6 protein-coding genes, 1 tRNA gene and 2 rRNA genes are annotated in these 12383 nt (G+C 62.8%); 3 read left to right on the top strand and 6 right to left on the bottom strand.

Annotation, left to right across the window (positions count from 1 at the left end):
• Positions 1–91: 91 nt before the first annotated feature.
• From PHA81_RS06560 to PHA81_RS06545, 4 genes are all read right to left on the bottom strand, one after another.
• A 23S ribosomal RNA gene (locus PHA81_RS06560) occupies positions 92–3030 on the bottom strand.
• A 207-nt stretch (positions 3031–3237) separates the two neighbouring features.
• A tRNA-Ala gene (locus PHA81_RS06555) sits at positions 3238–3309 on the bottom strand.
• Positions 3310–3438: 129 nt separating this feature from the next.
• Positions 3439–4912: ribosomal RNA gene (locus tag PHA81_RS06550) — 16S ribosomal RNA — on the bottom strand.
• Together the 16S and 23S rRNA genes with 1 tRNA gene alongside form the textbook arrangement of a ribosomal RNA operon.
• A 728-nt stretch (positions 4913–5640) precedes the next feature.
• Entirely contained in the window at positions 5641–5955 is a 315-nt protein-coding gene (locus PHA81_RS06545; protein WP_005044923.1) for a non-histone chromosomal MC1 family protein, read from the bottom strand.
• Between the two features lie 278 nt (positions 5956–6233).
• On the opposite strand from PHA81_RS06545, the gene PHA81_RS06540 reads away from it, so the two are divergent.
• Together PHA81_RS06540 and PHA81_RS06535 are read left to right on the top strand one after the other, a co-directional pair.
• Entirely contained in the window at positions 6234–6431 is a 198-nt protein-coding gene (locus PHA81_RS06540) for a hypothetical protein (RefSeq protein WP_005044921.1), read from the top strand.
• Positions 6432–6471: 40 nt separating this feature from the next.
• The gene (locus tag PHA81_RS06535; RefSeq protein WP_273835924.1) at positions 6472–7524 is read left to right on the top strand and encodes a quinone-dependent dihydroorotate dehydrogenase; all 1053 of its coding nucleotides are present in this window, start codon (positions 6472–6474) and stop codon (positions 7522–7524) included.
• 6 nt (positions 7525–7530) lie between these two features.
• Here PHA81_RS06535 and pheT read toward each other — a convergent pair whose 3' ends face one another.
• Positions 7531–9264, bottom strand: coding sequence for a phenylalanine--tRNA ligase subunit beta (gene pheT / locus PHA81_RS06530; RefSeq protein WP_005044917.1), 1734 nt, complete (start codon positions 9262–9264; stop codon positions 7531–7533).
• A complete protein-coding gene (locus PHA81_RS06525) occupies positions 9264–10763 on the bottom strand; it encodes a phenylalanine--tRNA ligase subunit alpha (protein WP_005044916.1) in 1500 nt (499 codons plus the stop codon). The genes pheT and PHA81_RS06525 overlap by 1 nt, the downstream gene beginning before the upstream one ends.
• 321 nt (positions 10764–11084) lie before the next feature.
• Between PHA81_RS06525 and PHA81_RS06520 the strand changes: the two genes are divergently transcribed.
• Positions 11085–12143, top strand: coding sequence for an FAD-binding oxidoreductase (locus PHA81_RS06520; RefSeq protein WP_005044914.1), 1059 nt, complete (start codon positions 11085–11087; stop codon positions 12141–12143).
• Positions 12144–12383 lie beyond the last annotated feature (240 nt).

Here is a 12383-nt window from a genome sequence, read left to right as displayed (position 1 = left end):
CCGGCGATCGGTGAGGCCAGCGTATGGCTATGATACGTGCGATCCAGATAGCGCCTGGACCCGTCCAGCAGGACGGATTCAATGCGTTATGACTGTGTGGCTCGGTCTGTTAGTGCTCGCGGGCTAAACGCCTCGTTGCCTCGGCGCGTACACCCCGAGTCTATCGAACTCGTCTTCTACGAGTGACCTCGGCGGTACCTCTTTTCCAGGTGGGTTTCGAGCTTAGATGCGTTCAGCTCTTACCCCGTGTTGCGTGGCTGCCCGGCACGTGCCCTCTCGGACAACCGGTACACCAGTGGCAACCAGTCGTAGTTCCTCTCGTACTATACGACCGTTCCCGTCAGGTACCATCACACCCCCAATAGATAGCAGCCGACCTGTCTCACGACGGTCTAAACCCAGCTCACGACCTCCTTTAATAGGCGAACAACCTCACCCTTGCCCGCTGCTGCACGGGCAGGATGGAGGGAACCGACATCGAGGTAGCAAGCCACTCGGTCGATATGTGCTCTTGCGAGTGACGACTCTGTTATCCCTAAGGTAGCTTTTCTGTCGTAAATGGCCCGCATCAAGCAGGCTCATCCGTTCGCTAGACCACGCTTTCGCGTCAGCGTTCTCGTGTTGGAGAGAACACTGTCAGACCACCGTTTGCTCTTACGCTCTATTCCGGGTCTCCGACCCGGATGAGGTGATCTTTGGGCGGGCTCGATATTCTTTCAAGCCCGTACCGCCCCAGTCAAACTGCCCAGCTACCGGTGTCCTCCGCCAGGAGTAAGGGTCACAGTCACTAGTGGGTAGTATTTCAGTGGTGCCTCGGTGGCCCGCTAGCGCGGGTACCTGTGTAACGGCTCCTACCTATCCTGCACACTAGCGACCGTGTCCCAGCGACAGCTTGCAGTAAAGCTCTATAGGGTCTTCGCTTCCCCTTGGGGGTCTCCAGACTCCGCACTGGAACGTACAGTTCACCGGGCCCGACGTTGGGACAGTGACGCTCTCATTCATCCATTCATGCGAGCCGCTACTGAAGCGGCAAGGTACTACGCTACCTTAAGAGGGTCATAGTTACCCCCGCCGTTGACGGGTCCTTCGCCTCATTGTACTGAGTGTTCAGATACCCGCACTGGGCAGGATTCAGTGACCGTACGAGTCCTTGCGGATTTGCGGTCACCTGTGTTGTTATTAGACAGTTGGAGCGTCCGAGTCGCTGCGACCTGCTCCATTCCGGAGCAGGCATCCCTTATTGCGAACGTACGGGACTAACTTGCCGAATTCCCTAACGTCGGTTGTTCCCGACAGACCTTGGCTTTCGCCGCCACGGACACCTGTGTCGGATCTGGGTACGGTCAGCGTGCGCCTTTTCACGGGCTCTAGGTTGGATCGAGTTTCCCTGTTCTGCCGTTCGCCCGCTTCGTGCCATTACGGCTTCCACGAGTTTTGACAGTTCGACCGGGCGAGTGCCCGGCTCGATCGACCCCAAAGCGTCGGCATTGTTGCACGCAGGCACTGGAATGTTAACCAGTTTCCCGGTTCGTCCCCGTCGAATTGCGGGGGGACTAAGGACCGGCTAACCCTCAGTTGACGAACATTGCTGAGGAACCCTTGTCCGTTTGGTCGTCGAGATTCTCACCCGACTACCGCTGCTACTGTGGCCAGGATTGTCGTCACCGCTCGGTCCATACGAACTCTCGCCCGTACTTCCACCCGAACGGAGTGCCGACCTACTGGATCGTACCATAGTGGTACGCCGCTAGGTCTCGGTGGTGGACTTGAGCCCCGATCATTTTCGGCGCTCCAAACCTCGGCCGGTAAGCTGTTACGCTATTCTTAGCGGGTAGCTGCTTCTAAGCTCACCTCCCGGCTGTCTATGGCTCGGAACCACCTTCGATCGCACTTAGTCCACACTTGGGGACCTCAACCAAGCTCTGGGTTGTCTCCCTCACGGTGCACAGGCTTACCCCGCACACCGGACTCCCTGCGTCTGCGGCGTTCGTAGGTTCGGAGTTCGACAGGAGGGCTGACTCCTCTCGGAGTCAGACCCTCCAATCGGTCGCTCTACCCCACGAACTACCTCGACAGAGGTCATGCTTCGACATGTTTCGGTCGGAACCAGCTGTTGCCGGACTCGATGGGCCTTTCACCCCTACACGACGGTCACGGGAGGGTATTGTAGGACACCATCCCTAACAGGCCTCCACGTGCCTTTCGGCACGCTTCACCTTGCCGGCGCGTAGATCGTCCGGATTCGGGTCGTGTCCGCCTGGCTCCCCGCGCTTGAACACGGCGGCCCTGACGTTGCTAATGCAACGTTGCGGCCATGTCGGTTTCCCTATGCCTCCCCCGATACTCGGGTTAGACTCGCCGGGCAGACACACTCCCTGACTCGTTTTTCAAAACGCACGACGGAACACCGGCTCGTGTCGAGTCCTACTGCGGGGTCGCCCCCGGGTCGTTCGTCGACACGCCTTTCGTGCCCCGTCGTTCGATCGCCAACTGAGTTCAAGCCCTGTTGCACCTCCCTTCTTGGGGTGCTTTTCAGCGTTCGCTCACGCTACTTGTTCACTATCGGTCTCGAGTTGTGTTTAGTCTTGGCCGTCGATGCCGGCCACATTCACGAGGGAGATCCAACCCCCGATACTCTGGAGCTGACGCACACCGTACTGGTCCATGTTACGGGGTTGTCACCCTGTCTCACGCTTCGTTCCAGAAGACTTCACATGGACGATCCGGCGATGAGAGTCAGTCCGAACACCACATTGCTCGTGGGTGTGACCCCGTAAGCTTCGGTTTGGACTGTGTCGCGTTCACTCGCGGTTACTGACGACATCCCGTTCGGTTTCTCTTCCTGTCCGTACTGAGATGTTTCAGTTCCGGACGTTCCCCATTGCGCGAAGCAATTGCGATGGAGATTCTCATTCGGAAATCCTGAGTTCTTCGCCTCCGTGCGGCTCCCTCAGGCTTATCGCAGCTTGGCACGTCCTTCGTCGGCACTCGAGCCGAGCTATCCACCAGTTGGCATAGTAGCCACGGTCGTCTACAGAATCCATGAACCCGCTGAACGGGTCCAGTGGACGCCTGGATCGCACGTACACACGGTCTCATCTACACGCCCAGGTGTGGAGTGGTGCGTGTATTGACCCTTCCCACCCGCGCTCACACGGGGTGGTGCATCGGTTCGGTCGGACTCGATCATACCACCGAGACCCACTTAAGGGACTCGGTTCGGATCGAGTCGACGCATGGACCCACTGGGATTCGAACCCAGGGCATCCTCCTTGCAAAGGAGGCACTCTCCCACTGAGCTATGGGCCCGCCTTCCACGAAGGAAGGCTGGTCGCGGACAGACGTCAACCCTGATAGTTCGTCGGTGCCCGGTCGGCACCACGAGTCGCCGAGTACGAACCGCGAGTGGGTCGGGCCGTCGGCCCGATCCCGTTCTGTAGGAGGTGATCCAGCCGCAGATTCCCCTACGGCTACCTTGTTACGACTTAAGCCCCCTTGCGAAGCCCAGATTCGATCGACGTTGCGTCGACCTCATCCGGACCTCACTCGGGTGCTTTGACGGGCGGTGTGTGCAAGGAGCAGGGACGTATTCACCGCACTCTTCTGAAATGCGATTACTACCGAATCCAGCTTCATGCGGGTGGGTTTCAACCCGCAATCCGAACTACGACCGAGGTTAGGAGATTAGCGTCCCCTCTCGGGGTAGCGTCCCACTGTCTCGGCCATTGTAGCCCGCGTGTAGCCCGGCACATTCGGGGCATACTGACCTACCGTTGCCCGTTCCTTCCTCCGCTTTGGCAGCGGCAGTCTCCCTAATGTACCCAACCACCACATGGGTGTTGCTGGCAATTAGGGATGCGGGTCTCGCTCGTTGCCTGACTTAACAGGACGCCTCACGGTACGAGCTGACGGCGGCCATGCACCTCCTCTCAATGGCTCAGGTAAGCTCATCACACTGACCGTCACTGCACATTGTCGGTGCCGGTGAGATGTCCGGCGTTGAGTCCAATTAAACCGCAGGCTCCTCCGGTTGTAGTGCTCCCCCGCCAATTCCTTTAAGTTTCATCCTTGCGGACGTACTTCCCAGGCGGCTCGCTTCTCGGCTTCCCTACGGCACAGCGCAGGCTCGTAGCCTGCGCCACACCTAGCGAGCATCGTTTACGGCTTGGACTACCCGGGTATCTAATCCGGTTCGAGACCCAAGCTTTCGTCCCTCACTGTCGGATCCGTCCTCCTGCGGCGCTTTCGCCACCGGTGGTCCGTCTGGGATTACAGGATTTCACTCCTACCCCAGACGTACCCCGCAGGTCCTCCGGTCCCAAGCCGACTGGTTTCCGCCGGACGCCCACCCGTTGAGCGGGTGGATTTCCCGACGGACCCGTTCGGCCAGCTACGGACGCTTTAGGCCCAATAAGAGTGGCTATCACTCGGGCTGCCGGTATTACCGCGGCGGCTGGCACCGGTCTTGCCCAGCCCTTATTCTGAGACCACCTTACGGTCACGAAAAGCGAGGACTGTATGCCCTCGCACTCGGGATCCCCTTATCGCACTGTCGTGCAGTGTAAAGGTTTCGCGTCTGCTGCGCCCCGTAGGGCCCGGACTCTTGTCTCAGAGTCCGTCTCCGGGTTCTTGCTCTCACAACCCGTACCGATTATCGGCACGGTGGGCCGTTACCCCACCGTCTACCTAATCGGCCGCAGTCACGTCCTCCGGCGGCGGACCGTTTCCGGCTTTCCGTATTCCAACATGAAAGCTGTATCCGGGATTAGCCTCAGTTTCCCGAGGGTATCCCAGTCCAGAGGGTAGTTTGACCACGTGTTACGGAGCTATTCGCCACGGGTCTGAGCCCGTGCGACTAGCATGACTGAATCGGATCCCGATAGCAATAGCCTCCGGCAGGATCAACCGGAATGTCCCGAGCACAAGGCTCGGGGGGTTTAGGCGGGAACACAAGGTATGTGTTCACCTATCGGGTTCGCACTCGGCGACACCGCGGACCGAACCGGGTGTCACCGAACTATCAGGGCTGACATCAGATCCCGTCTTGACGGCGGACCGCAGGGGCGGAATCCTCATTTCCTTCGGACTTCATCGTACACCGTTCGGGGGTATAAACCCTTCGAACGGCGTCCGGAGCGAATCCAACTCGCCCCGAAAGCCCGCAGCGGAGACCGAGTTGAACGGCCTCCCATGTCGTTCGCTTTCTGCATTCCATCCGAGTGCCCTGTACCACTTAAGGGCATCGGATCGTTTTTCGTGCCGGCGGTCGACTCCGACCGGCCGTTCGCATTCCATTCGAATCGCGACGAACGGATAAACCCGTCGACTCAAGGCCGCTTTGTGCTCTGGTGACTCGGTTCCTGCGACCAGTTCTCGGTGAGAGTTCATCGGCAAATTGCCGGATTATGTTTCCGGTACCGAAACGCAGCTACCGGGAGTTGGGTGAAATCGTCCGATAGTCGGTAGTCGAAGCGAGCTGGAGGCTCGCGTGTCGTCTGGAAGATCGAAGAACGGTGTCGCGCGGCTGGAGGCCGACTCCTCATCCCACGCGTGCGCGTCCGGTCGAGTCGGGTGTCTGGCCGCGCACTCGCACCTCGAACTGCGGGCTGAAACCAGTACGGATTTCGTCGGTCGACGTCCTCAGAGTGCTTCGAGGTGTTCGATCCCCTGCTTCGAGACGTTGGCCTCGGTGATGGTGTTCGGCATCCAGTCGGGTTTGTCCGCCGGTGCGTCCTCGTTCCACGCCCAGCCCTCGTAGATATGGACTTTGTGGGTCCCCTTCTCTCGGAGCCGGAGCTCTTCGCGGCTCGCGTTTTCCTCCCCATCGGCGGCGTCGAGCCGCCGGGCAGCCTTGAGTGCCGCCTGGCGTGGTGTCCGCCCCGAGAAAACGCTGGTTTCGTCGTCGCCGTCCCCACGGAGCGCGAAGTTTCGCTTGTCGTCCGTATCTCGTGCCATGGTTTTTGCCACTCCGTGCTGAACCAGCACATGGCACACTATAAATATATCCCTGCGACGGGGGTCGATTTCGGTTGGAGTGGCTGTCGTCCGAGCGAATCGTTCCGTGATTCGGACAAGCGGTCGGATAACAACGAAAGCGTCCACGGCGTTCGTCATGGATCTGCCCGGCAGCTTATACCGTCACGATCCCGACACCCCTCTGTACGGGTGACCGGTGGTCGTCGGACCGTAAGGTTAAGTGTATCCTGTATCGAACAGCGGGATAAGACACCGGGATGGTACGGAAAAAGAAGCTCAGTCCCAGCGGGGCGAAGGACGAGAACGGCGAGTACCACAACGTCCACGTCAATCTCCACGAGGACGAACTGGCGGTGGCAGGGATGGCGATCGGCGACGAAGTGTTCGTCCGGGTGCGCGAGGACAAGATCATCATCCAGAAAGCCGACCAAGACGAGGTCGAACACGACTTCTGAGGAACGGGCCGACGACTGCTCGGCCGGTTCAGAGAGCACGATGCATTTCTACGACGCACTGAAGCCGCTGTTGTTCCGCCTGCCAGCCGAATCCGCCCACAGCGCTGTGCACAGGCTGCTCGAAGCCGCCCAACACACCCCGATCGAACGGGCGCTCGCCGCGCGCTACGGCGTCGACGACGATCGGCTCGCCACCACCGAGTTCGGTCTCGACTTCCCGAACCCGGTCGGCGTCGCCGCCGGTTTCGACAAGAACGCCGAGGTCCCGCGCGCGCTCGGCCGGCTCGGCTTCGGTCACGTCGAGGTCGGCGGTGTCACCGCCGAGCCACAGGACGGCAACCCACGCCCGCGGCTCTTCCGGCTGGCCGAGGACGGCGCGCTCGTCAACCGGATGGGGTTCAACAACCACGGTGCCGACCACATCGGCGATCGCCTCACGCGCGCACGCGCGAACGTTCCCCTCGGCGTCAACATCGGGAAGTCGAAATCGACGCCGCTCGAAGCGGCCGCCGATGACTACCGGTACTCCTACGAACGCTGTGCTGCGGGCGAGTACTTCGTGGTGAACGTTTCGAGCCCGAACACGCCGGGCCTCCGCGATCTCCAGCACCGTGATCATCTCGAACACATCTTCGGGACGCTCCAAGACGCGGGCGCGGACCCGCTGTTGGTGAAACTCTCGCCCGATCTCACCGACGACGCCGTCGAGGAAGCGCTCGCGGTGGTCGACGAGATGGGTCTCGACGGCGTGATCGCGACGAACACCACGACCGAGCGGCCAGCGTCGCTCCAGAGTCCGAATCGCGTCGAGAAAGGCGGCCTCTCGGGGAAGCCACTCGAAGCACGCGCGACGCGAGCCGTCGCGTTCGTCGCCGAGCGGACCGATGTGCCGGTGATCGGGGTCGGCGGCGTGTCGAGCGCGGCCGGAGCCTACCGGAAGCTCCGCGCGGGCGCGTCGCTGGTACAGCTCTACACCGGCCTCGTCTATCAGGGGCCGTCGATCGCGCGCGACATCAATCGTGGACTGCTCGAACTGCTGGAGCGCGATGGGTTCGAGAGCGTCGAGGAAGCGGTCGGCGTCGACCTCGAATAACGAGGGTTACCGGAGCGCGTCGGCCCGGAACTCGAACGCCGCCACGGGCAGTTCGAGGCCGTGCTCAACCAGAATTTTAGGATGGAGTTCGCCGACGACACCAGCATGCTCGCCGTCGAGAACGATGCTCGCGGCGCGACCGTCGATGAACGACGGATGGTCGGTCGCGGGCGTCGCGAGTTCGGCGTCGAACGCGCGCGCGAGCGCGTTCACCCTCCCCTTCGCGTCCTCGTAGGAGGCGTCGGTCCGTGCGAGCACGCCAGCGACGTGGCGTTCCTCCGCGACGTTCGTGTTCTCCGCGCTGTCGACGTGGGCGGCGAGACCGACCTCAGCGAGGTCCTGAGGATAGCGTCGGTGGGTGTTGTTCTCCAGGACCATCACGAGCGAGGGGAGCGTCCACGTCCGGACCATCCCGTACTCCTGGCTGTACGGCTCCGCGATAGTGGTGGGTTCGGCCGCGCCGAACGCATCGTCACCCGGGGAGAGCTCCATCCGATCGAAGTTCTCGGCCTCACCGATGAGGTGGAAATCGAGCAGATCCTCGAACCCGAGCCCCACGAGGGTGTCCCGGATGGCACGCTCGCGCCGCGAACGCTCGTGACGACCGCCGACGGTGCTCACGTCGGGGTACTGCGGCTCCAAATTGTTGAACCCGTACGCGCGACCGATGTCGTCGATCACGTCGACCGGGTGGAGCACGTCGACGCGGTACGGCGGGATCGACACGTCGTAGACCCGGCTCTCGTCGCCTTCCCCGCCCTCGTCTCCGCCGTCCGAAGCCTCGGCGTCGAGTCCCGAGCGTTCGATGAGGTCCACGACCTCGCTCTCGTCGAGCGAGAGGCCGAGGGAGCGTTCGATCCGCTCGTGGGAGACGGTTTTCTCGGTGAGGGCGAAGTCGGGCCGATCGAGCGTCCGGTCGGGGTACTCGACGTTCACGCGCTCGACCGTCGCGCCGCGGGCGTCGAGCGCGTAGCAGATGATCGCGCACATCCGGTCGATGGTCCACTGGTCGGTCCCCGTGAGTTCGACGAACAGCTCCCGGCTCTCGGAGTTCACCTCGGTCCGGCGGCCGTTGATGACTGGCGGGAACGAGAACAGCCCGAGATCGTCGTAGATCGCGGGGTAGCGCTCGTACTCGGCGATCAGGTCGGCGTAGGTCTCGCCGGTCGGATGGTCGGTGAGGACGTCGGCGGGCGTGAGTTCGGCGTGACTGTCGAGCGGGACGAAGCTGTCCTCTTCGGGGTCGATCCCGCGATACGTGATCGAGTTGTCCGCGCCCTCGGCGAGGGATTGGCCCTTCAGCATGGTGAGGTCGTGGATGCCGATGGCCCCTTTCGCGCGCCCGCGGCCCATCGTGGCGTGGAGCTTCTCTTGAAGCTGGATCAGCGAGTCGAGGCCCGCCTGGTCGAGATCGAGGCCCCGAACGACCGCACCGGTGACGTACGGCCGCTCGTCGGGCGTCGAGGGATCGACCTCGATCGTCCAGTCGGCGTCGTTGGTCCGAGGGACGTACACTCCCCTGTCGTCGCCGTACTGGTAGCGCAGCGAGCGCGCGATCCCCTCCACGGAGAGTCGATCGAGCCGATCGGCCTCGAACTCCAGCTGCATGAGTCCCTCCTCGGTCTCGCCCTCGTATTCGAGGCCGAGCTCGAACAGGTCCTCACGGAGCTCCTCGTCGCTTTTCTCGTCGTGGCCGGTAAACCGCCGGAGCTCGTCGGGATCGACGTCGACGACGGCCATCAGTACACCACCTCCGCGTTCCGGAGGAAGTCGAGGTCCACCAGCGTGCCGTGCACGTCCCGAATATCCTCGAACCCGTGGGTGAGCATCAGGAGGCGTTCGAGCGCGAGCCCCCACGCCATCACGTCGCAGTCGACCCCGAGCGGTTCGAGCATCTCGGGCCGGAACAGACCCGAATTGCCGATTTCGACGATCTCGCCCGTCACGGGGTGCTCACCGAACAGTTCGAAGCTCGGCTCGGTGTAGGGGTTGTACGTCGGCTTGAACTCCAGATCGGTGATCCCGAACTGCTCGTAGAACTCGGTGAACGTGCCCATCAGGTCACGCACCGAGAGGTTTTCCGCCATCACCAGGCCCTCGATCTGGAAGAACTCGAGCAGGTGTGTCGCGTCGAGAGTGTCGTTGCGGTACACCTTCTCCACGCTGAAGAAGCGCTGTGGCGGCTCCAGCTCGCCGACTTCGAACCCCGAGAGATATCGTGATGACAACGACGTAGTGTGACCACGGAGCGCGAGTTCGCGTGCGAACTCGGCCTCCCACGGCGAGTGATACCCGTCACTGTCAGGACCGACGCCGTCGCGGTGGGCTGCACGGACGCGCTCGACGAGGTCCTCGGGCAGGTCGTCGATTTCGGTCGGTTGGTCCATCTCGAAGCGCCCCCAGTGCGTTCTGGCGGGATGGTCCTGGGGCATGAACAGGCAGTCGTTGATCCAGAAGTCGGCGTCGACATGCGGGCCGTCCATCTCCTCGAATCCCATCCCGACGAGCACGTCCTTGACGCGCTCGGCGGTCCGTCGGAGGACGTGGGTCCGGCCGCCGTGGGCCTCCTCGGCGTCAGCCTCGACGTTGTACTCGGCGAACTCGACGTCCTCCCACTCGCCGGTGGTGAGGAGTTCTGGCGTGACCTGGCCCACCGTATCGGCGGTCTCGACGCCTTCCATCAGCGCGGTGATCCCGTCGTCGGTGAGACGGACTTCCCGATGGGTGGTCTCGTGACGCTCGACCAGGTTTCGACTCGCGAGCCGATCGAGCACCGACTCGTCCGCGATCGACTCGCCACCGGCGAGCGCGGCGAGCGCGCGTCGTTCGGGATCGGCGTCGGGATCGGCGTCCGCGTCGGCGGTGACCGTCCCGCTCTCAATCGTTCCGTAGCCCTTCCGGGCGTAGTTCGAGAGTGCGATGTCGACCTGCGGGCCGGCGAGGTCTGCCGCCTCGATCACGCTGCCGAGATCGGTCTCGCCGTCGGCCTCCCGCGCGGCCTCGAACAGGGCGATTTCGGGGAGGCCGGTGTCGAGATACTCGTGCCCTTCGTCGGTGAGCGTCACCGAGGTCTCGACGCGTTCGGTGACGCCCACGAGGCCCTCCTCTTCGAGGGCGAACGCCGCGCCAGCGACGGTCGGAGGGTCGAGGTCCGTTTCCTCGGCGAGGCGGTCGATCGGCTGTGCGTCGTTCGCGCTCGCGGCTTCGAGCACCGCGAGCTGGGCTTCGGGGAGTTTCATGTTATGGGGTATACCGAGGGTCGTTCAACTAACGGTTCCGATGCCGATCGAGCGGTTTCACCCGCACCGCCACGGGTTCCACCGCCCGTTAGTTCGCGAAGAAAAAGCGAACGCCGAACGCCACAGTCGCGATCGGTGGTCGGTCTCCGGAGCGTCCGACACGAGGTTCGGCTGCCATGTCACCGAGTGGCGCGCTCGCCGGCAAAAACCTTCCGGGTCGGGAGGTGGGGTCGGTCGCGACTGATCTCGATCGGCCCCGACCGTGCCCAGCTGTGCCCGCAGAAGAGCTAACAGGGACGGGCACGACGCGACGAGTGACGAATGTCCCCGAAACGCATCTCCGAGGCGCAGGCGGCCGAGGCGGAGATCGAGAACCAGGCCGCGGTCGTGACGTCCACGACGCCGATGGACCGCGAGCGAAACGGCGAGATCGAGGCGGCGCTCGACGCCGACCGCGAGATGCTGGTCGAGAGCCTCGGCGGCGAGCCGCCAGGCGACGTGACCGACGCCGAGGCGTGGGACGACGCCATCGAGCGGTTCGCAGACACGGGCAAGGACCATCTCGCCGAAACGATGGCGTCGAAGGTCGAGGCGCTCCGCGAGCGGGCCGAGCGGTCGTCCCCGTCGTTGCTCCGGCTCCGCTTCCGGCCCGAGGAGCCGTTCGAGTTCGTACCGGGCCAGTATGCGAGAATCAGCTACGAGGAGGAGGCCCCGCGAGTCTATTCGATCGCGAGCTCGCCGAATCGGGACGAGATCGAACTCTGTATTCGACGGGTGCCTGACGGCGAGCTCACGCCCGATCTCTGCGATCGCACCGTCGAGGGCGACGAGCTGTTTCTTCGAGGCCCCTACGGCGACGAGTTCCTGCTGCAGGACCCCACAGAGCGCGATCTCGTGTTCGTCGCCACCGGCACCGGCGCAGCACCATTCAAAAGCATGATCGACTACGTCTTCGAGGAAGGGCTCGACGAGTACGAGGGCGAGGAACGTGACGTCTGGCTGTTCCTCGGCGCGTCGTGGGTCGACGACCTGCCCTACCGCGAGGCGTTTCTCGATCTCGCCGCCGAGCACGACAACTTTCACCCAGTCATGACGTGCAGCCGGGAGTCGTACATGGGCAACTGGGACGGCGAGACCGAATACGTCCAGCACACCCTCCTGAAGTATCTCGATCCCGACTGCGTCGACACCGACACACTGCCGCCCGACACCACGGAGTTCGTCGGCAGCGAGCCTGCCGAAGACATCGACGCACGGATCGACCCCGAAAACGCCGAGGTGTACGTCTGTGGCATCGGCGCGATGTGCAACAGCGTCAGGGAAGTGATCGAACCACTCGGCGTTCCGGACCTCTACTACGAGGAGGAGAGCTACGGATGAGACGGCATCAAGAAAAGCGCCTCCGCTGATGGACGGTGGCGCGCGGAGAGCGCTGTGGTGTGGAAGCGCTCTCCCGTGCGAGGGATGACCGAACGAGCGGAGCGAGTGAGGGAGTCGGCTGGGGAGGGTGTGGTCTGCGGTTCTCGTTTGTGTCGTGACTCGATCTCGACGAATCGACCGTAATCACCGGACTCCGTAACGAGGTCACACGGAAATCGATTCGATCGACGGTGAAGAGCG

It is taken from the genome of Halococcus sp. PRR34 (assembly GCF_028617175.1).
GTDB classification, from domain to species: Archaea; Halobacteriota; Halobacteria; order Halobacteriales; family Halococcaceae; genus Halococcus; species Halococcus salifodinae.
Note: the sequence above shows the minus strand (reverse complement) of the source record. Positions and strands in the feature narration are given on the sequence as shown.

Bases quoted from the DNA above. Each gene is read 5' to 3' on its own strand.
- PHA81_RS06545 (WP_005044923.1), bottom strand. From the start codon at position 5,955: ATGGCACGAGATACGGACGACAAGCGAAACTTCGCGCTCCGTGGGGAC.
- PHA81_RS06540 (WP_005044921.1), top strand. From the start codon at position 6,234: ATGGTACGGAAAAAGAAGCTCAGTCCCAGCGGGGCGAAGGACGAGAAC.
- PHA81_RS06535 (WP_273835924.1), top strand. From the start codon at position 6,472: ATGCATTTCTACGACGCACTGAAGCCGCTGTTGTTCCGCCTGCCAGCC.
- pheT (WP_005044917.1), bottom strand. From the start codon at position 9,264: ATGGCCGTCGTCGACGTCGATCCCGACGAGCTCCGGCGGTTTACCGGC.
- PHA81_RS06525 (WP_005044916.1), bottom strand. From the start codon at position 10,763: ATGAAACTCCCCGAAGCCCAGCTCGCGGTGCTCGAAGCCGCGAGCGCG.
- PHA81_RS06520 (WP_005044914.1), top strand. From the start codon at position 11,085: ATGTCCCCGAAACGCATCTCCGAGGCGCAGGCGGCCGAGGCGGAGATC.